Origin of the sequence: Dielma fastidiosa (assembly GCF_000313565.1) — a bacterium.
Lineage (GTDB): Bacteria > Bacillota_I > Bacilli_A > Erysipelotrichales > Erysipelotrichaceae > Dielma > Dielma fastidiosa.
The window spans coordinates 490319-511947 of record NZ_HE578923.1 but is presented as its reverse complement, the minus strand read 5'-3'; the positions used below and the strand labels follow the sequence as shown (position 1 = coordinate 511947).

The following is a 21629-nucleotide window of genomic DNA, read 5'->3' as shown; positions in this document are numbered from 1 at the left end:
TATGAAAAAAATTAGCGTAATCATTGTTTAATGCTTTTCTATAAACAAAAATAAAAACACTGACTAGCTCTTTATAATGCGTATAATGCGCATTATAATTATGATATACTAATAATTCATTTATTGAGCCAGTATAAGAGAAAGGAAAAACGTTATGTTAGGAAAATTTTATTATCCGGCTGTTTTTACAATCGCTGATGATGGTATTACCGTTACCTATCCCGATTTTGATTTCATTGTGACTCAAGGCATGAATTTACAGGAGGCTTTTGAGAAAGCGGAGGAAGCATTAGGAATCGGTATCGCTGACTATCTTGAACGTGGTATTATGCCGCCAGCTGCCTCAGATATTTTAAAATATAAAACCAGTGAGAATACATATACCGCACTTATCAGCATCGATATGGATGAATGGACAAAGACTTACAGCACAAAATCTATCAGAAAAAATGTAACGCTTCCCGCATGGCTGAATCAATTAGCCGAAAAGGAGAATATAAACTTTTCATCGCTTTTGCAGGAAGCGCTGCTTCAAAAAATGGGACTGTCAAAACGTCATCAATAATAAAACAGCAGATGGTTTAAATACCTTCTGCTGTTTATTTTTATTTAATCAATCAGCAAATGCTTGATGTCCCTTGACAATATTCATAAAATTCTTTACTCGTAGTGGATCAATTCCTTGATATACATCACCGTTATATTTTAAAGAGCTGCCGACAATTATACCATCTGCCACTTGTAGAAACTCGTTAACATTTTCTGAATTTACACCGCTGCCTATTAAAATTGGTATATTTCTAATTTTGTCCTTTAAATCCTGTACATCTTCTAGCTTAGGATTCTGACCTGTTATCTTACCAGTAACAATTACTGCATCACTACCCGATTCAATTGCTTCATGGGCGGCATCTTCCATTGTTATTTCGGTCATCGGATATGTATGCTTAACATTAATATCGGAGAAAATCATGCTTTTTGCAGGATATGAGTTTTTCATCCTCATTAGTTTGGGAGCACTGGCAAAACTAATGCCGTGAGTTCCAATTCGATTTTCCACAAAAGATTCAACTCTGATAAAATCCGCCTTGGCTGCATACGCCATCGACCATTCATGTTCGATACAATTAAATTGGATATTTAATCCAAATGGAATTTCAGTCATTTGTCTGATTTTATTTGTTATTGACAGCATCACTGAATAAGCTTCTAGGGAAATTGTATTATCATAAGGCACATCCCCAAAATTTTCGATAATAAAGGCATCAACACCACCTTGAATTAATGCCTCAGTATCAGCTATGGCTCGTGCTTCGATTTTATCTAAATCACCATCAAATAAAGGACTTGAAGGTAAAGGCAGCAAGTGAACCATCCCAATTATGGGCTTTTTATTAAATAAATCAATAAATTTCAATTATAACACCTCCAGTAATTCATTAATGAAAATCATCCCTGATTTTGCCTCTTCAATCATATCGTGTAAATTTAATTCACTGATATGAGAGAGAACCTTACGCTTAATTAATAAATCAATTAATAAATTAAAATTAAAGCCAGCAATTAGATAAACGTCATCATTCAATAAAGAAATTGAACGATTTATTGGTGTTCCACCAGCGAGATCACCAAGAATGACAATTCCTGAACCATCATTCAGCTCTTGAATTTTATTTTTGAGCAGTTCATCAAATTGTTCCAAACTTATATTCTCGTTATATACAATTGCATCAAATGCATCAATTGAATTACTGAAAAACATTTCGGCTGAATTTTTAATTCCAACCGAGAAATTACCATGACTTATCAATAAAATACCAATCATACATATCTCCCGTGAACAATTACTTGTTCATATTTGGTAAAACATGATAGAGGCTGCCATTCAAAAGCCGCATATTCATAATCAAAATGAATACGAATTATAAAGTGTGTGGCTTCATTATCAAATAAAGCAGTCAGTAAGAGTGTGCCTTCGTCTTCCCAAATATATTGAGCAAAGCATACTGGTTCATGATAGTTCAATAATTCATTTTTAGACTTAGCCAGAGAATCATAATAAGGAGGAAACAAATCTACAATATTAGATTTACCCTTTCTCAAACAATTTTGCTGATAGATACAACTATATGTTTTATTCTTTCTCTCAACTTCAAACAAAAGCAAATCATTTTCAAATGTCAGTTTAAATCTAGATACATCATAAATATCATCAGCACTGACTGTCACTTCTTTATTATTGATTATATCTTTCATATAAGAAGTGAAATCATTATTATTAATCGTTACTTTACGAGTACTGAGATAATTATCAAGTTCGCATTGACTACCTTCAATATCTCCATCTTGTAATGCTGGTAAAATCGTCTTATTAAATATATCTAGAACTGGCTGAGAACTTGAGCCCCTCGCGTTAATTGCCATCACAAAATTATATTCTGGCATCATTAGGCACATTTGTCCCCATAACCCTGACATTCTAACGCCACCATTCACACAATGCCAGCATTGAAAGCCATAGCCCTGGCGACTCTCATGCTTACTTGGTGCAAACGCAGCAGCATTATCAATTTGTTTAGCTAATTGCATCTGACACCATTCTTCAGACAGAATCCTATGTCCAGCATAAACGCCATGATTCATTAACATATATCCAGTTTTAGCTAAGCCAATAGTAGGAATAAATAAACCTAAGCCGCCAATCGTAATTCCCTCTTTATTATCAAAAAAATACGCATTCTCGATACCAAGGGGCATAAATAATTCTCGCTGAAGTCCTGCGGCAACACTTTCACCTTTAACTTTTGTATAAATAGCTGACAATAAATAAGAGGCTAATGAATCATAATGAAACATACTTCCAGGTGTATAAGTAACTGGATTATTCAATAGAGCACTTACCCAACTGCGATCAGCATCTAATATAGGTGTAGTTATTTGTCCCATCGACATTGTTAACACATTTTTGATTGTCATTTCTCTGACTTGTGTATTATGTAAATCTATTTTAACCTCAGGGAAGAAACTAATAACTTTATCCTCTAAACGAATCAAACCTTTATCATATAATAATCCAATAGCAATACCTATAAAAGTCTTAGTTACTGAATTAACTGCATGAGGCCTGGCAGTAGAATAAGGTTCCCACTTAGCATCTAAGATAATCTTGCCATTTTTAATCATTACAATGCCATGCGGTTCAATTATCTCTTCAATATTTTTTATAAATGTTAATACACTATCCGGAGCTAAATGCTCCTTTAAACAATTACTTTTTTCTAAATTATTCATAGATCCTCCCAGACATCCTTACAGTGCCAGATACGCTTATCAGGTTATCATTTACGCAAAGATTCCAAGCATATAACCAATTGCTCCTACAACCATGGTTATTACCATTAATACAATAGGGTTAGCCTTCTTTTTGGTAATTAGATAATACAAGAATAATGTATATGTCATTGGCAGCAAATGCGGAATCATACTATCTAAAGTATTTTGCAGATTCACTACCGATTCTCCGGCATTATATTCTATACCTAGATTTATCGTAACAAATACAGCTGAGAATCCACCCATGATAATGCAGCCTAAGACGGAAGCATAATCTCTTATTTTGTCTATAAGACCCGCTTCTTCAATATTTGCAACTAGCTCAACACCTTTTTCATATCCCTTAAAGATGCCAAACCAATTAATTAATTGACCAATTCCGCCCATGATCAAGAAGAAGAGAATTGAGCCTAGCGGACTAGTATATCCACTTGCTGCTACCAAACTAACTGCGATGCCCGCAAAGATTGGACGTAAAGTACCATGATACAGCGTATCACCAATACCTGCTAAAGGTCCCATCATTGCTGCTTTAATTGCTCCAATTGACTCAACGGGAATGTCACCTTCATTGGCATAACGTTCCTCCATTGCTGCAGTTATGCCAATAACAGTCTTAGCACATTGAGCCTCAGTCAGAAATATTTCCTGATGCCGTAAATAAGCAGCTTTGCGATCTTCCTCGTTACTATAAAGTTTCTCAATAATTGGTATTAATGATAGTGTAAAACCCATAGATTCAAACTTTTCATTATTACACCCAACCGTGAACCATTGACTTGACCAAAACAGCCTCCATAAATCACTTTTTTCTAATTTAGCCATGATTTTTCCTCCTACTTATTACTGGCTGTCTTTTCTTTATACATGTAGATGATTCCTACAACGACAACCGCCAGCATCGTAATACCTAAGTTACCTACACCAAGATAAGCAGAGAATATGAAGCCCAAAAAGAAGAATGGCCAAGCTCTATTAAAGTTAATTGATTTTAATAATAATGCAAGTCCGACAGCACCAATCATACGGCCTCCGCAGTTAATTGCTGCCAGTACTTCCGGAGGTATCATTTCTAATACTTTTACGCAGACATCTGCTCCAAAATATACTGCAATGAATGTTGGTATAACAAATAATACTAAATGATAAAGACCTACAGGAATGATAATACCCCAAAATTTCATTCCTTTTATATCTGCTTTACCTGCAGCCTTTTCAAAATGCTGCATTGCAAAGGTATTCATAAACGTATTCCTAAATGTAAGTAATGCACTGCCCAATATTGCAATTGGCAGCGCTGTAGCGATAGCTACCGTTGCATCCCCTGTTGTAACTGCTAAAGCAGTAGCAATACCAGCCGATAATATTTCATTTGGCGGTACAGCTGAGCCTACCCATACAGTGGCTAAAAACATTAATTCTACGGTTGCACCTACTTCAAGTCCAATCTGCAAATTTCCTAGGCAAATGCCCATCAAAGGACCTAAAACAATTGGACGATATGTCCAGACATGAACCCATTCATAATCCAGCCACACGATGAACATTACCAATGAAGCGATAAGTGCCTGAGTTAATAATGACATAATGACCCCTTTCCTTTCTTTAATATTTCTTATTTATCAGGTCAATAGCATCAATTGGACGTTCATCTGGTACCAATTTAATATATATATAAACGCCTTTTTCGGCTATTGCCTTCAAACAATCAACATCATTCTGTTCAACATGAATATTTTTTAAAAGCATTTTTCTGCCAGTTTGTGACTTAGTCATACTAATATTCCCTAAGTTGATTTCAGAAAGGACTAAACCCAGATTCAACAATTTAAGCATACTCTCTGGATTACGTACAATCAGAAAGATTGGTTCATTTTCATTTTCTTTTATATAATTAATCGTTTCCTCTAAAGAGAGGATTACTAATTTAATTGTCTTGGGAGCTGCCAACCTTAACATTAGCTGAGATGTTTTATCAGTTGACGCAAAATCATCTGCAATCAAAAGGTGTTTTGCCTTAGAGTATTCAATCCATGCATGCACAATCTGTCCGTGAATTAAACGATCATCAATTCTTGCTAATGTTACTGACATATTTTTCCCTCCTATTCAGTAATTATTTCAACTCCTTTGCTTTGAATAACGGCTCTTAAATCGGCCGGTATATCATCAGCAATTAGTTTATCAATATCTTCAAAATCGGCTACCTGCAATAAAACACTGTTATTCATTTTACTGTGATCAGCCATTAGAATAACTTCATTAGCTGCCTTTAACATAGCTTTTTTTATTTCCACCTCGCGTTTATCACGATTAGAAATACCAAATTCAGCATCTATGGCATCACAGCTAAGGAACAGTTTTTCTACATGTAAATGCTTGTAAAAGTTAACTGTTTCATAACTGGTTAATGTATAAACATCAGGAATAAGCGTTCCGCCAGAAACTGTTAGATCAATGTTTCTTTTCTTTGATAATTCAATAGCTATCTGCAAATCATTTGTAAAAGCTGTTAAATTTTCTGCAGTTATACATTTTGCTAATTCAAGGGTTGTTGATCCAGAGTCTATGATAAGAATATCGCCATCAGAAATATAACGATTTGCCAATTCTGCTATCTTAGCTTTTTCACGCTTAAACTTTTGAAATTTAACATTGGATGGAATCACATCGTTAATTTTATAAGAATTAATCATTACTCCACCATGGGTTTTAACTAATAAATCTTTTTCCTGCAGAATTTTAAGATCTGCTCTAATTGTCACGACCGATGTACTTAACAGCTCACTCAATTCTTTTGTCGATGCCTTTTTATTTTTAGTGACATAATCTACGATAAATTTTAATCTTTCTTCTTGAAACATTTGCTTTCCTCACCTATGACATCCCCTTGCTTTTGTTTTCGTTTTCTTTCTTTTACATACAAATATTAACAAAATATTAGGTTAATGTCAATCCTTTAACTTTCTTTTTATTGTTTTTCCTTATTTTTCCTTTTTTATTTACCTGCATCAATAAATTGTTTAATTGCTAACTGAAGACTATCATCTTCCATAATTCGCATTAGCGTACCGCCAACAAAAAATCCATCAGCACCAGCAGCTTTAATTAATTGAACATCCTCCACAGTTTTTATACCAACACCTGCATAAATAGGCTGCTTTACCCCCACTCTTTTCAAATAAGAGATTATCTTATCCGGTGTATCATAACCTTCAATAACCTTTTGACCCTTAGTAGGAAAAGCTTGCACATAAACAAATCCATCATTATTTAAGCAATTTTTTATTTCAGCTTCAGTAAAATCGTAATGAACTGGAGATGAAAATTTAATACCATTTCCTACCAAATATGCCTTTAACTCTTTATTTGTGTCAATATCAGGACATATAATACAAGCAATTCTGTTTTTAGTATAAAAACTGCATAACTTTTCCAGACCAATTTGATCAATGATGTCCACAAACATTAACAAATTTATTTCAAGATTAGGATGCTTATCCCTAACACATTGAATACCTGTCATATATTTTTCATAATCATTACAATTTGACAATGCTTTCCTCATGTATTCAGTTATCATCTCACTTTCATCAACAGGATCATACGTCGGGAAACTAATCTCTAAGGCTTTGCAGCCAGCTGCAACATAAGTTTCTACAATTTCTATACTTTTTTCAATATTTGGGTAGCCAAAAGGTATATATCCAATAAATTTCATACATCTCATCCTTTCTTATATTTTCTTTTTCTTTCTTTTATTATAGCTTTATACATTTATTAAGTCAACGAACGTTATTAATTGGTTTTAAATTAGCCAAAATTAAGCATAAAAAAATTATGACCTTATAGAATAAACATTTCATAAAGCCATAATTTTTTTGATTCTCATTTATATCATATTCATTAAAAGAACATTTAATCAATCACTTCAATATCATATGGATAGTGATTCAGCACTTCACAGCCATCCTCAGTGACCAGCACCAAATCCTCAATGCGCACACCGCCCACACCAGGCAGATAGATTCCCGGTTCAATTGAGAAACACATGCCCGCTTTAACAATCCGCTCATTGCTGCCGCTCACATCATAGGGTTCATGCACACTCATACCGATACCATGACCAAGGCGATGAATAAAATATTCACCATAACCGCCATCGCGGATTACACGGCGGGCTGCCTCATCGACATCACAGAATCTGACACCCGGTTTCACCACTTGCTTCGCAGCCATGTTTGCCTGAAGTACAAGGTCATACACTTCCTTCATCGTATTTTCTTTAATGAAGAAAGTTCTTGTCATATCTGAACAGTATCCCTGATACTTACAGCCCATATCGATGACGATGCTTTCACCTGCCTGCAATACCTTATCCCCCGGCATACAATGCGGATCAGCACAATTTTCCTTAAATGCGACAATCGTCTCAAAACTCTCATCACCGCCGCTGATTTCGACAAACAAATCATGAATCTGAGCGGCAACCTCTGCCTCACTCACGCCTACCCTCAATAGTTTTCTGACTTCATGCATTACCTGATCATTCAGCTGTGATGCCTTACGCATTTTTTCTTGTTCATCCGGATTTTTTATTGCCCGCAAATCTGAAATAATATCTGTTTCATCACTGATTGCAAGCTCAGGGCGGATTTTCATCAAACGCAGTAAGAATGCACTCGGCCACTCACCATCAACACCGACATGACCTGAATCAAGCAAATCGGCAACCACCTTAACGCCGTCATCACAGTCATTATAATTTACCAGTTCAACACCATTGATAGGATCGATTGGAAACAGCTCATTCAGCACTAAAACTGCCCGATCAGGCTTAACAACCAATGCCAGCAATCGCTCACCGCATTCAAAGCGGCGGTTAATTAAATAATCAATTTGTTTGGGTGAAGCAACAATCAGTTGATTTAAACCAAGATTTCGCATTGCTTCCTGAAGCTTATTTAAGTTCATAGATATTTCCTCCTGTATTGATCAATGATTTTGCGATGCGCGGTCACAATTGAAAGATTGTCTAATTGCTCCAAGCTGACATATTCCCAGCCTGGCTTTAATTCAATTTGTGAAGCATCTGCAAGATATACATCCATATGCCAAATCCGATGTGAAAAGACATGTTTTTTCTTCATCAGATGTTTAAGATGCTCAGTTTTTAACTCTGTAAACTGCGGCAGCCGCATAAAGCCTTCCATCAAACCATCCTGCCAATCACGGCACAGCAGCAGCTGATTTTCTTTAGGTACGATTATAGTGATTAAATCAACCTCTGCAGGTGCCTTTTTGGCTTTCTTAACTGGAAATTCAGCCTGTCTGCCAGCTGCATACGCTTGGCATTTCGCTTTTAGCGGACACTGTTCACACTTCCATGCCAGCGGCGTACAGATTAATGCACCAAGCTCCATCAAGCCCTGTGTAAAATCAGAAGGATCACTGTCAGCCATTAAATCATACACAAGATCATAAACCTTTTTATGTGTTTTCTGCGAACTGATATCATCGGCCATCAGCAGCAATCTTGAAATTACTCTTAACACATTGCCGTCGACAGCCGGCGCCCGCATTTTAAAAGCAATTGAAGCGATTGCACCCGCTGTATAATTGCCGATTCCCGGTATTGCTCGCAGCTGTTCAAGATTTGCAGGCAGCTGACCCTGATAATCACGCACAACCATTTGTGCGCCTTCGTGCAGCTTGCGGGCACGATTGTAATAACCAAGCCCCTCCCAGCTTTTTAACACCTTTTCAATCGGTGCTGATGCCAATGCCTCAATTGTGGGATAGTCTTTCATCCACCGTTCATAATAGGCCAGCATCGTATCAATCCGCGTCTGCTGGGCCATAATTTCACTAACCCAAATCGCATATGGATCACCGCTTTCCCTGAAAATCAGCTTACGGTGATACTGACGATACCAGCCTGTCAATTCATCTTTAATTTCCATAAATTCTCCATTCTTAAAAGAAAAGCAGATTTACTCTGCTTTTTGGGCAACACCGCTTGCCAATGCAACCTCTGCTACCTTAGCTGCTACCATATCGGCAACTCTAGGATCAAAGGCAGAAGGAATAACATAATTTTCATTCAGCTCTTCATCACTGATCAAAGAGGCAATTCCTCTGGCCGCCGCCATTTTCATTTCCTCTGTAATCTTTGTCGCCCGCACCGATAAAGCTCCCTTAAATAAACCTGGGAAAGCTAATACATTATTTACCTGATTAGGGAAATCACTGCGGCCTGTACCAACGACACGGGCACCGCCAGCCAATGCTTCATCAACTGTTATTTCAGGTTCAGGATTTGCCATCGCAAAAATGATCGGATCACGTTTCATGCCGGCAACCATTTCTTTATTCAGCAATTTTGGCGCACTGACACCTACAAAAACATCAGCCTCTTTTAAAGCTTCCGCCATACTCAGCCGTTTATTCTCTGAATTTGTGATTTCACACAGCTCTTGGGTTAAGAAATCATATTTCTCCTTATCCGCTTTTAATACAATGCCATTAATATTAAAACCATAGATTTCCTTCACGCCAAAATCTTTCAGCATATGAATGATGGAAGAACCTGCCGCACCGGTGCCGCTCACAACAACCGTAATATCTTCAGCCTTTTTATTAACAACCTTTAAAGCATTGATCAAAGCCGCAGTCACGCAGATCGCCGTTCCATGCTGATCATCATGAAAAACCGGTATATTTAATTCCTTTTTTAATGTTCTCTCAATTTCAACACAGCGAGGGGCTGAAATATCCTCAAGATTAAAACCGCCGAAAGCTGGTGCCAATGCCTTACAGATGGCAATAATCTCTTTAGGGTCTTTTGTATCGAGACAGATTGGTACCGCGTTGACATCTGCAAACCGTTTAAATAATACACATTTGCCTTCCATTACCGGTAAAGCCGCTTCCGGCCCGATATCTCCCAAGCCTAATACCGCCGTACCGTCTGTAATAACCGCTACCGTCTTACCCTTACCGGTATATTTATAAACATTCTTTAAATCCTGATGAATTTCTCGGCATGGCTGGGCAACTCCCGGGGTATAGGCCAAAGTCAGATCTTCTGCATTATTGACTTCACAGACAACCTTAGTTTCAATCTTTCCCTGCCACTGCGCATGTTTCTTTAATGCTTCTTCATATACATTACTCATAATTGTTCTCCTTCTTATCAAAATTTAACCATTTATCCATAACTAACGCCTCAGCCTCGCAAAGTGTCAGCGCGCTTTGATCTAAACTGACATCAAAGCTGTTAGCCGGCGTATACTTAACCATTTTTTTATGCAGCTTATTTTCATTCAGAATAAAAACAATGAACTGAATGAAGGATGATATACCTAAAATAACCGCATAAATCAATAAACGCTCCTGAAATATTGTCAGTGAAAACAGCGTTGAATCATTGATAATCAGCATGCCAATCAGCATTGCCGCAAAATAAGTCGGATAAAGCAGCACTAACAAAAGCAAAGAAAAGCCATAAAACTTCTTTTCATTATTGGCATAACTGATTAAAGGAATTAACGCAAGACAATATGTATAAGGCACAAGTATCGCAATGATCAAAGTGAAGTACGATGCTTTGCCAGCCACAAAGCCCCAAGTAAACAATACTGCCGAAAGCAACCATATGCCTATCAGCACACCCCATTTAAGAGCCGGCAGCTGCTCACGCTTCTTTTGTATCTTGGCAGCCTTTTTCAGCTCTAAAGAACGCAGTTCATTTTCCTTCGCATTTATTTCAGCCGCCTGCTGCTGCTTAAGTGATGCAATCTTCGCAAGCTGTTCATCATATAGGGCTTTATTTTTCATCAGATAGCGATTTAAAATGAAACTCAGCCATGCCGCTTCCGGTTGATTTTTAGTCTGCTTCAATACGGTCTGCATCATCTTTTGATAAGGCTCTTCAAAAGGCGCAAAACTGATTTCAAACCCATCGCTGATACATAGCATCTCTCCGAAATAAGCATAAATAAACGCTTTATCCCGCTTATCAACAGAACTGAAAAGCGGCTCTGCTTTCTTCAGATTGCCATCAAAATAATAAGCATATCCCTCACGCAGCGGATGCTTTTCATCGAGTGCCAGCCGCTTGAAAAACTCATCATCAAACAAACTGCTTACAATATCATTGGCAGTTAACTCATAATGACAATGGGTACAGCCTCCCGCTTCATCAAGCTGAATCAGCGTATTGCATTTTGGGCATTGAATCTCTTTCATAAAACGCCTCATTTCCAATTTCTTCGAGGTTATTATAACATAGTTAAAAGCTTTTATCCTCTTATAATTTATGATAAAATACAAATATCTGAGGTGAACAAATGAAAACAAAAATTGCTGTGGCGGTACGCTGCATGAAAGACAAGGATTATACCTATCATTACGCGAATACTGATTATTTATATATGCTGGATAAGATCGATGCCCTTGGCGTTCCCATCTTTCCGTTAATGGACGCCAAACAAGCCGCTTTAACATGTGATGGCTTATTGCTGCCTGGCGGCGCTGATTTAAACCCCGCGCTCTATCATCAGCTGCCTGATCCTACAGTGACGGATTATTTTGATGAAATTGACACACTTGACTTAAACCTTATTCAAGCGTTTATGCAGCAGCACAAACCAATATTAGGAATCTGCCGGGGCCTGCAAGTATTAAATGTAGCTTTTGGCGGTACACTGATTCAAGACATTCCCAACCACAGCCAAAAAGCAGACCGTCATGTTTTAACTCATGAAGTTAAGATTGTTAAGGACAGTCAGCTAGCCTCAATCTTAAATGAAAGCACACAGGTCAATTCTTTGCATCATCAGGTGATTGATCGATTGGGTGATGGCTTAAAAGCCGTTGCTTTCAGCAGCGAGGGCTACATTGAAGCTATTGAAGCCGATAACATACTAGCTGTTCAGTGGCATCCTGAAGCATTAACGCATGAGCCTGATCAGCTAAGGCTGTTTAAGAGCTTTATTAAGCAATGCCAAAAATAATAACTGAATATAAAAATGCGCACATCAAGTCCTAATCGCTGATCTGCGCATTTTTCTTTCCCCTTAAATTGTATGCTTAACGCGGTCGTGCTCCTCTGCTGCCTTGGCATCATTAAAGCGATCCAGTGTGCCTACCAAATAACCGGTAATGCGGCGAATCTTTTCAAAAGGCACGGGTGCAATTTTATATTCGATACCGACATCCTCACCATCAAATTCAAGATTCATTGATTCAATGACATGACCGGGATTCTTCTTTCTGGCCCATTCAATGTAATTGCGGCAATCCTGATCACTCATTTCCTCATTGGCGCTAATCTGCACACCATTAATTAATTTATTAAATACCATATCGCATTTCTCCTTTTTCCTTACCTTAAGTATAAGCTATCTAAGCATTGCTTGCATTCACAATGCCCATTTTTATTCTTCACTTTCCTCGGCAAAAGCCATTGTATTCTCAATCATCTGCGCTGAAGCCGATTCATCCAGTGAGGTCACTGAACTGAGTCGTTTTTGAATTTGACGCGTGCGTACACCCACCAATTTATCAAGCTCCTTCTGTGCCAGATCAAGCTTGCTTTGAGTATTCGACAGAACATCGCCAAATTTTTCAAATTCTGTCTTAACGGCTCCCAGTACATCCCAAACCTCACTGGAACGCTTTTGGATAGCCAGTGTTTTAAAGCCCATCTGCAATGAATTTAATAAGGCCGCCATCGTTGTAGGTCCGGCAATGTTGATTTTATAGTCACGCTGCAGCACTTCAATCAGCCCACGGCGCACAACCTCCGCGTACAAGCCCTCAAATGGCAGGAACATGATTGCAAAATCTGTTGTATTCGGGGCATCAATATACTTATCTCGGATATCCTTAGCATTCTGTTTAATCGCTGTATCCAACAGCTTCCCCGCCGCATTAATCTGTTCCTTATCGCCGGTATCATAGGCATCCAGCAGCTTTACATAAGGTTCACTTGGAAACTTTGAATCAATTGGCAGATAAACAAAGCGATCATTATCAGCAGGCATTTTAATCGCAAACTCAACAACATTCTTGCTGCCCTTTTTGGTCGCGACATTTTCTTCAAATTGTTCAGGCGCCAAGATTTCTTTCAAAATGGCTCCCAATTGAATCTCACCTAAAATACCACGGGTTTTCACATTGCCAAGCACTTTTTTCAAATCACCGACACCGGCAGCCAGCGTCTGCATCTCACCAAGTCCCTTATAAACCTGTTCCAAACGCTCAGACACAAGCTGAAATGATTTAGAAATACGCTTTTCAAGCGTATCCTGCAGCTTTTCATCAACCGTAACCCGCATTTCTTCCAAACGCTTGCCGTTGTCCGCCTGCATTTCCGTAATTTTCTGTTCCAGTGTTGTACGCATCTGTTCCAACTTTTCTTCATTTTGACGGGTCAGCACATTCACCTTTTCCTCAAGCTGGCTGCTCGTTTCAAACAGCTGACGGCGTACCATCTCATTGTTGGCAGTATTTAATTCATTGACCTTCAGCATCCGCTCATCCATCTGCTTAATCAGCGTATTAATATTGGCCGCTAAAACATCCTGACGAGAACTCATTGATTGATTCAGCTCCTGAAGCCGCATATTTTGAAGCTCCATAAAGGTCTTCTGCGAATCAGACAAAACCGTTGACAGGCTGCTTACCTGATTCTGCGTTGATGCGCTCAGCTCCTGCTTCATCAGCTTCAGCTCCGCCATCATCGCCGCATTTTTTTATTATCACCAAGATGCAGCACAAACAGCAAAACAGCCAGCACTGCAATCCCAATCAAACATATATAAAGTAATAATTCCATAGAATCCCTCCAGTGCTTCTATTTTAACATACTTGCTGATTCATACGATCAAAGAAAGCATTTTAATTCATATTCTAACATGCATAATGGGTGGTTAGTAAAACAAAAAGGAGCCGTTTCAGCTCCCATATCATTCAATTATTCGGCTTTAGAATTTTGTGATCCAGCTTGCATCTCTTGAATCACTGATTGCTGACTTCATCATGAACTGCATGCTATAATTGCTTAAATTGCGCAATGCCGGCCTTTTTCAGATAAATCAGACAAATTACACCCAATAAGATAAAAAATAAGTTTAAAATCAACAGATAAACAAGCACCGGCATACTGCCGATCACTTGAATCGATATAAAGGCAATGATACCCGATAAAATCATACCGCCGAAGATACTGATCATGCATGCCATACTCTGCTTCACGACCGTTGTCTCACTGACCCAATCAAACCGCGGAAAGTTAAGATTCACAATCAAGCCAAAACTTGCTGTAAAGAATGCCGTAACTGCACATAACAGAAGCAGCAATAAAAGCTCTGCGATATTTAATGAAAACAACAGTGCCAATAACAGAACCGAAAGCATCGCTGCCGGAATCAGAATCATCAGATTCAGCGCGATCTTAGCCGCAAAGATTTCCTCCGTGCGGATGGGCAATGACTTAATGATCCATAGATGCCTGCCCTCAAGAGAAATTGATGAATTCGTTGTACAGCTCATGACAATTAAGAAAATCAATCCAAGCGCCAATATCACGCTGATCTGAGCAGTCAATTCCGGCGGCAGTTCATTCATGATCGCCATCAAGCTCTGTTTACTGAATAAAGCAAAGATAGAGGCACCCAGCATGATAACCGGTCCAAAAGCTGTATTCATCACATAGATACCGCAGGCAAAATAACGCCGTACCTCCTTCATAAACAATGCATTAAAGCTTGAGCTTTGTTTAATTTTAGCCAGCTTATAATTTTTCTCGCGATAGCTGCCTCTCAATCGGCTGTTAATAGACGTAAAACGCTTGGCAAAGAAAACCACAAAGAATACAAAAGGCAGGACATTGCATAATAAACCAAGCAGATAACTCAGCAGGCTTCCCTCAATCATGCCTTTTACCATTAAGCCAAAGAATGGCAGATAAAGCTGCATGTTGCGGATAACTTCTTGTACATCAACAGCACTGCCAACCAGTGTCTGTATCATAAATGAACCGAAAAAGACCAACACGATAAAGATCATCATTAAAAGATTGCTAACTAAATTCTTATATTTAAAATGACTGGAGACATAACCAATCACTAACGAAAACAACGCTGATAAAACCACCGCCGGCATCGGCAGGACTAAAAACATTCCAACCCCGCCCAGATAGTAAAATAATGATTGACCTGTAAATAAACCATAAAGCAGGATTGCCGGCAGCAGCAAAAACAAGGCATAGAAATACTGCAGAGATAAAAACGACAGCAGCTTACTGGCAACCAGCGCCGTTTTAGAAATCGGCATTGAACGCAGCAGGTCATAGTCTTTGCTGCCAAACAGATGATTGCCGCAGTTATATGCCGCAAAAACCAGCAGCAGTACAAAAGCCGCCAAAGCCATCGTATAAAGCGCCAGCTGCCGCTCTTCACCCTGAAGCGCATTCAGCAGCGTTATTGAATAAAAGCTGGACACCGCCAATAAGGTAACCACCATAAAGGCTAAAAAGCCCATCCCCGCTGCTTGTTTCCCCTTGCTTCTTGTATGCCGGATACTGCTGAATAATAAATTCCTCGTCTGCAGCTTTACAAGATTTATAAAATTACTCATGATCCGTCAGCTCCAGGAATACTTCCTCAAGACTTTGATCACCCATAACCTGATCAATACTTCCCTCAGTAATAATAGACCCATTCTTAATAATTGCGACATGGTCACAAAGCTTCTCCACCACCTCTAAAACATGGGTAGAGAAAAAGATCGAACCACCCTGATCACACAGCTCACGCATCAGCTGCTTTAAAATATGCGCAGCCTTAGGATCTAAACCGACAAACGGTTCATCGAGAATCAGCAGCTTCGGCTGATGAATCAATGCGGAAATAATCATCAGCTTCTGCTTCATACCATGTGAATAAGAAGCAATCACATCACCCAGATTGGCCGTCAATTCAAACGCGTCCGCATACTGCCGAATCAAAGTTTCCCGCAGCCTTGCATCCACCTTATAAATATCACCGATAAAATTAAGATAACGAATTCCGGTCAAAGATTCATAAATATCCGGATTATCAGGAATATAGGCCATAATCCGCTTACATGCCATTTCATCATTCTTAATTGATTTGCCGTCAATTAAGATATCACCGGCTTCAAAGTCAAGAATGCCCACAATACTCTTAATCGTTGTGGTCTTGCCGGCACCATTATGGCCAATAAAGCCGAATATCTCACCATTTTCAACGCTCAGATTCAAATTATCAACAACCTTCTTATCACCATAACTTTTAGAAAAATTTTTAATTTCAAGCATTTTCATATCCTCTTGTCTTTCTGAAATAAATATATGAATAAATCATCGGCGCTAAAGTGATAACAATCAGATCAATCACTAAAGCAATGGTCCGCAGTTCTTTGGGCAGCACAATGAACAAGATGGCAAGAAAGCCGCCAAGAAACCATAGCTTACCGCCAAAGCGATGTGTCATTGTCCAGTTATCTTCATTGCTGATGGTCCATGGTGTTTTTATTCCCATAAAATAATTATGTTTGATTTTAGGGAAGATATTGCCCAAAAACATAAATAATAAGCCAAACAAACCTTGAAACAAAATATCTGGTTTTATAAAATCAATTGAAGCGGCAGCCAGAATCATAATCAGTTCAGTACCAATCATAAACAATGACAGAGCGATGAATGAATGATCAACCCTTTTTTGAAATCGCGCATAGTTTTTGCCTAAGGGATCTATATGCGGCAATAGCTGAAACAGCAAGCCTAAGCCAATCAGCAAAAGCGGCATCAGAATAAACGAAAGTTTTGACCCATAGCCATCAATTTCCCATTGATAATTAAAATGCATCGGTATCTGTTCAGGCAAAAATGGCAGCAGACAAAGTATTGCAGCTAAATTAATGAACGGCAGCAGCATGAGCCGCCAGTTAAATTTGATCTTCATCTTATCACCTCGTATCACTTAAGCCGGCCAGCCAGCCGAGTATTTCCTCAACAACACTTAAGTTAATCTCATAATAAATATATTTCCCAACCTTTTCATCATCAATCAAACCAGCAGTTTTTAAGATCGTTAAATGATGCGAAATCGTTGCATTGCTCACATTGAAATGAGAAGCAATGTCCCCAGCACTCATTTTATGCTGCTTCAGCATTTCCAAGATCTCGCGGCGGGTAGGATCGGATAATGCTTTAAATGTTTCCTGAAAACTCAAGCCCTCACCTCCATGTCATCTTCAGTATAGAGAAGAGCTGCGTCACTGTCAACAACATTTAGATAATTATCTAAATGAATGACTAAACTGTCATCAATTAGAAAAAACAGGTTCCTTGCGGAAACCTGTCAATATTGTTATTCATCCATAGCGGCAAGGAAGGCATCAGAGATTCCTTGAATTAATTCATTTGCTGTCATTGCATAAAACGCTGTGTGCTGACTTTGCAGATCAGCGGCAAGTCCATGCAGATAAACACCTAAAGAAGCGGCATCAAACGCCTGTTTCTGCTGAGCCATCAAAGCGGTAATCATACCGCAGAGCACATCGCCGCTGCCGCCCTTTGCCAACCCCTCATTTCCCGTCGTATTGATTCTCAGCCGGCCCTTCTCTAAAATCAAGGTACGCATACCCTTTAACACCAATGTCACCGGATACTCGTTCACAAAATCAAAGGCATAGCGCAAAACATCACTTTGCAGAGCATTCTTATCGACAGCGCAAAGCCGCTGCATTTCTCCCATATGCGGTGTCAGTATCGTCGCACTGCGGCGCTTCTTCAAAAGCGGCAGCCGGCGGCTTAACGCCCATAAACCATCCGCATCAATGATCAGCGGTTTATCAATCAGCAAAAGCCGTTCCAGTATACGCTCCACATCCTCACTGCGCCCCGCTCCGCAGCCAAAGGCAATCACATCAACGTTCTGTGCCGCCTTAAACAGTTCATCACAAAATTCATTATCAAAATGCCCCTGCTTATCAGAAACAGCAATGCTCATGGCCTGCGGCAGCGATGAAGTCAGCGCATTCATAATACAAGCCGGCGCCGCATAAGTCGTCAGTCCGCAGCCGCTGTAAAGACATGCCTTTACACACATCTGCAAAGCGCCGCTCATCCCTTTGGAACCGCCGATTATCAGCGCTGTACCGCATGTATACTTGTTCGCATTGCGCGCTCTTGGCGGCAAGAGCCGGTGCGCAAGCTCTTGATCCAATAATTCAAAGCCGCTTTTCAGCCTTTCCATCACCACATTCGGCACACCGATATCCGCGATCACAATATCCCCGCAGTACAGGCTGCCTGGCTCTAAATAAAGACCAAGCTTAGGATTTTGAAAAGTAACCGTCACTTTGGCCTTCACCGCCGTGCCTAAAACCTGGCCTGTATCAGCATGAATTCCGCTGGGAATATCACAGCTGATCACCGGCTTGCCGCTGGCATTTACACTTTCAATCACATCATAAAATAAACCATCAATCCCACGGTTCAGCCCCGTGCCAAACAAGCAGTCCACCAACAGCTCAGACTCATGCAGCAAAAGCCGCAGATCCTCTAAACCCGGCTGAATAAAAGAGCGGATATTCAAGGCGCGCATGATCTGATAATAGACTTGACCATCCGCCGGCATCTGATTCCCCTCGCCCAGCATAACAACACTGACACTAATATCCGTAAAACGCTGCAGCTGCGTCGCTAACGCCAGCCCATCACTGCCATTATTGCCCAAACCGCATAAAATACAGACACGCTTTACTTGCCAGCGCAAAACTTCCTTCATCAGCGCATCGGCTGCGCGATCCATTAAAAGCAGCGTCGGAATCTGATATTCCTCTAAAGCGATCGCATCAGCTTCCCGCATTCTTTTGCCATCCATTACTTGCATCATTCATCCTCCTCTTCACTCTATGACATAAACCCATACCGCAATACGCACCAATACTATCAAGCATCACATCACTCAGCTTTGATAAACGATTCGGTGTAAATGCCTGAATCAATTCATCGATGCACGCACAGCCGGCACATAACATTAAAGTATAAATCAGCGGATGCTTTATGCGATAAGTACATACAAACTGATAGAAACAAATACCAAGCAGGGCATATTCACCAAAATGTGCAGCTTTGCGGATAAAGGAATGAAAGCTGTCAAAATCAAAAGGCAAATTAGGAATCAGCTTATAAATTACACTCAGGATTCCCTGTGATGCCTCAGAAGAAATGGTTCCTGAAATGCTGCCCGGCAGCATTGAATTCCCCCATATCAAAATAAGCACGGCAATGGTCACAATTCCCCAACAGTATCTTTTACGCATAAAACACTTCCTTTACAATAATTATACACTATTTCTTGAAACTTAAATCAGTCTGTTTTATAATGTATGCGCATTATTACGTTGCATCTTTTATAAGAGTGACAGTAAGGAGAACATCATGAAAAATAAAATGCAGACACGCAGAATGGCCTTATTAGGTATTTTTATTGGTTTTGAGCTAGTCCTTATGCTTACGCCGCTGGGTTATATTCCCATCGGCCCGCTGAAAGCGACAACCCTTCATATCCCAGTAATCTTAATCGCCGTCGCCTGCGGATGGAAAGAAGGCGCTGTTTTAGGCGCTGTTTTTGGTTTAACCAGTGTAGTGATGAATACGCTCACACCAACACCAGTCAGCTTTGTATTTACTCCCTTTTATTCATTCGGTGAATTACATGGCAATTTCAATTCATTGCTTGTAGCCCTTGTGCCAAGAATTTTGATTGGCGTCAGCTCTGGCTTAGTCATGCTCGGCTTAAAAAAGCTGAAGGTCAATGAAAACATCGCGGTAGCTGCCGCCGCCATCATCGGTTCATTATGCAATACGGTTTTAGTTCTGGCAGGTATTTATATTTTCTTCGGCCCGGCTTACGCGGCGGTAAAAGGCATAGCCTATGACACGCTGATGGGAGTGATCTGGGGCACCATTACAACCAATGGCATCCTGGAAGCAGTCTTGGCACTGATACTTGTATCTGCGATATATAAAGCGATCAAACCGCTTTTGAAAGGAGTTCCTCATGCGTAAATGTGTAGTTGTCGGCATCAGCGGCTGTGTGGCAGCATTTAAAGCTGTTCAGCTGGTCAGTGATTTAGTAAAGCTCGATCTTGATGTCGAGGTAATCATGACTAAAAATGCCTGTGAATTTATTCAGCCGCTGGCCTTTGAAGCGCTGACGAATCATACCGTTATGGTGGATACTTTTGATCATCGTTTTGAAAAATCAACTCAGCATATCAGCATCGCGAAAAAAGCTGACTGCTTCATCATCGCACCGGCTACCGCCAATGTAATTGCGAAAATTGTTCATGGTCAGGCAGACGATATGCTGACGACAACCTTTCTCGCCTGCCAGTGTCCGAAACTGATTGCACCGGCAATGAATACCGCTATGTTTCAAAATCCCATCACCCAGGATAATCTGAAGCTGGCGAAGCATTATGGCATTCAGATCATTGAGCCGATCAGCGGCCATCTGGCATGCGGTGATGCGGGCATGGGTAAGCTGGCAGATCTTGAGATATTGAAGGCTGCCATTAATCAATGTTTGCATAGCAGTGATGAATTAGCTGGTAAAAAAGTAATCATCACCGCCGGTGCTACAATGGAAGCCATCGATCCGGTACGCTTTATCACCAATCATTCCTCAGGCAAGATGGGCTGCGCACTGGCTCGTCAGGCACAGCGCATGGGTGCTGATGTGACATTGATACACGCCTCAATGAGTGTTCAGCCGCCGCAGTTCATCAAAACGATTCACACGCCCAACGCCGCCGCCATGGCAGAAGCAATCAAGGCACAATTTGATGAAGCGGATATTGTAATCAAGGCCGCGGCAGTCAGTGATTACCGCTGTGCACAGCCTGCGCAGCAAAAAATAAAAAAGGCCAGTGAAACACTGACACTGCAATTGGTAAAAAACGAAGACATTCTAGCATGGTGCGGCGCTCATAAGACACATCAGTTATTGATTGGCTTTGCCATGGAAACAGAAAATGTACTGGCGAATGCACGAAAAAAACGCGCCCTAAAGAACTGCGATTTACTGGTAGCAAATTCCATCAGTGAAAGCGGCGCCGGTTTTCAAGGCGATACCAACCGCATTACCATTCTCTCTGAAACAGAGGAGAAAACCTATGATTTGATGAGCAAAGATGACTGCGCAGCAGTTATATTAAAAACCGCGGCAGCCCATTTAAAGGAGAAATAAATC

Annotated in this window: 23 protein-coding genes and 1 pseudogene; 4 read left to right on the top strand and 20 right to left on the bottom strand. The window is 40.0% G+C overall.

All coding sequences use genetic code 11. From position 1 onward, the window contains the following. The first annotated feature begins 154 nt into the window (after window positions 1–154). Window positions 155–565 carry a type II toxin-antitoxin system HicB family antitoxin gene (locus DAHG_RS02850; RefSeq protein ID WP_022936808.1) on the top strand — a complete coding sequence of 137 codons (411 nt, stop codon included), beginning with the start codon at window positions 155–157 and terminating at the stop codon, window positions 563–565. 48 nt (window positions 566–613) lie between these two features. Here DAHG_RS02850 and DAHG_RS18575 read toward each other — a convergent pair whose 3' ends face one another. The 12 genes from DAHG_RS18575 to DAHG_RS02790 form a co-directional block, all read right to left on the bottom strand. Next, window positions 614–1417: a BtpA/SgcQ family protein gene (locus DAHG_RS18575; RefSeq protein ID WP_022936807.1), complete on the bottom strand. Its 804-nt coding sequence runs from the start codon at window positions 1415–1417 to the stop codon at window positions 614–616. Further along, a complete protein-coding gene (locus DAHG_RS02840; RefSeq protein ID WP_022936806.1) occupies window positions 1418–1825 on the bottom strand; it encodes a PTS sugar transporter subunit IIA in 408 nt (135 codons plus the stop codon). Further along, a complete protein-coding gene (locus tag DAHG_RS02835; protein ID WP_022936805.1) occupies window positions 1822–3291 on the bottom strand; it encodes a serine hydrolase domain-containing protein in 1470 nt (489 codons plus the stop codon). Before DAHG_RS02835 ends, DAHG_RS02840 begins: the two co-directional genes overlap by 4 nt. A 51-nt stretch (window positions 3292–3342) precedes the next feature. After that, window positions 3343–4158, bottom strand: coding sequence for a PTS system mannose/fructose/sorbose family transporter subunit IID (locus tag DAHG_RS02830; protein ID WP_022936804.1), 816 nt, complete (start codon window positions 4156–4158; stop codon window positions 3343–3345). An 11-nt stretch (window positions 4159–4169) separates the two neighbouring features. Next, window positions 4170–4919, bottom strand: coding sequence for a PTS mannose/fructose/sorbose/N-acetylgalactosamine transporter subunit IIC (locus tag DAHG_RS02825; protein ID WP_022936803.1), 750 nt, complete (start codon window positions 4917–4919; stop codon window positions 4170–4172). Between the two features lie 19 nt (window positions 4920–4938). Then, window positions 4939–5427, bottom strand: coding sequence for a PTS system mannose/fructose/N-acetylgalactosamine-transporter subunit IIB (locus tag DAHG_RS02820; RefSeq protein ID WP_022936802.1), 489 nt, complete (start codon window positions 5425–5427; stop codon window positions 4939–4941). Window positions 5428–5438: 11 nt separating this feature from the next. Then, on the bottom strand, window positions 5439–6197 hold the full coding sequence (locus DAHG_RS02815) for a DeoR/GlpR family DNA-binding transcription regulator (RefSeq protein ID WP_022936801.1): 759 nt from the start codon (window positions 6195–6197) through the stop codon (window positions 5439–5441). 134 nt (window positions 6198–6331) lie between these two features. Beyond that, window positions 6332–7054 carry a tryptophan synthase subunit alpha gene (locus DAHG_RS02810; RefSeq protein ID WP_022936800.1) on the bottom strand — a complete coding sequence of 241 codons (723 nt, stop codon included), beginning with the start codon at window positions 7052–7054 and terminating at the stop codon, window positions 6332–6334. 197 nt (window positions 7055–7251) lie between these two features. Next, window positions 7252–8307: a M24 family metallopeptidase gene (locus DAHG_RS02805; RefSeq protein WP_022936799.1), complete on the bottom strand. Its 1056-nt coding sequence runs from the start codon at window positions 8305–8307 to the stop codon at window positions 7252–7254. Next, a complete protein-coding gene (mutY, locus tag DAHG_RS02800) occupies window positions 8304–9296 on the bottom strand; it encodes an A/G-specific adenine glycosylase (protein ID WP_022936798.1) in 993 nt (330 codons plus the stop codon). Before mutY ends, DAHG_RS02805 begins: the two co-directional genes overlap by 4 nt. A gap of 30 nt (window positions 9297–9326) precedes the next feature. Continuing rightward, window positions 9327–10511 (bottom strand): NAD(P)-dependent malic enzyme, encoded by a 1185-nt coding sequence (locus tag DAHG_RS02795; RefSeq protein ID WP_022936797.1) that lies wholly within the window; start codon window positions 10509–10511, stop codon window positions 9327–9329. Continuing rightward, complete coding sequence (locus tag DAHG_RS02790; RefSeq protein WP_022936796.1) at window positions 10504–11583, bottom strand: Rcat domain-containing protein; 1080 nt, start codon at window positions 11581–11583, stop codon at window positions 10504–10506. The genes DAHG_RS02795 and DAHG_RS02790 overlap by 8 nt, the downstream gene beginning before the upstream one ends. A 101-nt stretch (window positions 11584–11684) precedes the next feature. Between DAHG_RS02790 and DAHG_RS18570 the strand changes: the two genes are divergently transcribed. After that, window positions 11685–12350 (top strand): gamma-glutamyl-gamma-aminobutyrate hydrolase family protein, encoded by a 666-nt coding sequence (locus tag DAHG_RS18570; protein WP_022936795.1) that lies wholly within the window; start codon window positions 11685–11687, stop codon window positions 12348–12350. A gap of 63 nt (window positions 12351–12413) precedes the next feature. Here the strand turns inward: DAHG_RS18570 and nrdD are convergent. The 8 genes and pseudogenes from nrdD to DAHG_RS20400 form a co-directional block, all read right to left on the bottom strand. Continuing rightward, window positions 12414–12518, bottom strand: a pseudogene (nrdD, locus tag DAHG_RS22210) (anaerobic ribonucleoside-triphosphate reductase); the annotation flags it as partial. A gap of 255 nt (window positions 12519–12773) precedes the next feature. Beyond that, the gene (locus tag DAHG_RS18565) at window positions 12774–14081 is read right to left on the bottom strand and encodes a DNA recombination protein RmuC (protein WP_205408090.1); all 1308 of its coding nucleotides are present in this window, start codon (window positions 14079–14081) and stop codon (window positions 12774–12776) included. Window positions 14082–14391: 310 nt separating this feature from the next. Then, window positions 14392–15978: a hypothetical protein gene (locus DAHG_RS02765; RefSeq protein WP_022936791.1), complete on the bottom strand. Its 1587-nt coding sequence runs from the start codon at window positions 15976–15978 to the stop codon at window positions 14392–14394. Further along, window positions 15971–16681, bottom strand: coding sequence for an ABC transporter ATP-binding protein (locus tag DAHG_RS02760; RefSeq protein ID WP_022936790.1), 711 nt, complete (start codon window positions 16679–16681; stop codon window positions 15971–15973). The genes DAHG_RS02765 and DAHG_RS02760 overlap by 8 nt, the downstream gene beginning before the upstream one ends. Next, window positions 16674–17327, bottom strand: coding sequence for an SdpI family protein (locus tag DAHG_RS02755; RefSeq protein ID WP_022936789.1), 654 nt, complete (start codon window positions 17325–17327; stop codon window positions 16674–16676). The genes DAHG_RS02760 and DAHG_RS02755 overlap by 8 nt, the downstream gene beginning before the upstream one ends. A 4-nt stretch (window positions 17328–17331) precedes the next feature. Continuing rightward, window positions 17332–17598, bottom strand: a complete 267-nt coding sequence (locus DAHG_RS02750) for an autorepressor SdpR family transcription factor (RefSeq protein ID WP_022936788.1) — start codon at window positions 17596–17598, stop codon at window positions 17332–17334. A gap of 137 nt (window positions 17599–17735) precedes the next feature. Then, window positions 17736–19265, bottom strand: a complete 1530-nt coding sequence (locus DAHG_RS02745) for an NAD(P)H-hydrate dehydratase (RefSeq protein WP_084744314.1) — start codon at window positions 19263–19265, stop codon at window positions 17736–17738. After that, window positions 19225–19695, bottom strand: coding sequence for a VanZ family protein (locus DAHG_RS20400; RefSeq protein WP_084744312.1), 471 nt, complete (start codon window positions 19693–19695; stop codon window positions 19225–19227). The genes DAHG_RS02745 and DAHG_RS20400 overlap by 41 nt, the downstream gene beginning before the upstream one ends. A gap of 118 nt (window positions 19696–19813) precedes the next feature. On the opposite strand from DAHG_RS20400, the gene DAHG_RS02730 reads away from it, so the two are divergent. Both DAHG_RS02730 and coaBC read left to right on the top strand, forming a co-directional pair. Beyond that, on the top strand, window positions 19814–20443 hold the full coding sequence (locus DAHG_RS02730) for an ECF transporter S component (RefSeq protein WP_022936785.1): 630 nt from the start codon (window positions 19814–19816) through the stop codon (window positions 20441–20443). After that, a complete protein-coding gene (coaBC, locus tag DAHG_RS02725) occupies window positions 20436–21626 on the top strand; it encodes a bifunctional phosphopantothenoylcysteine decarboxylase/phosphopantothenate--cysteine ligase CoaBC (RefSeq protein WP_022936784.1) in 1191 nt (396 codons plus the stop codon). Before DAHG_RS02730 ends, coaBC begins: the two co-directional genes overlap by 8 nt. Window positions 21627–21629: the final 3 nt, after the last annotated feature.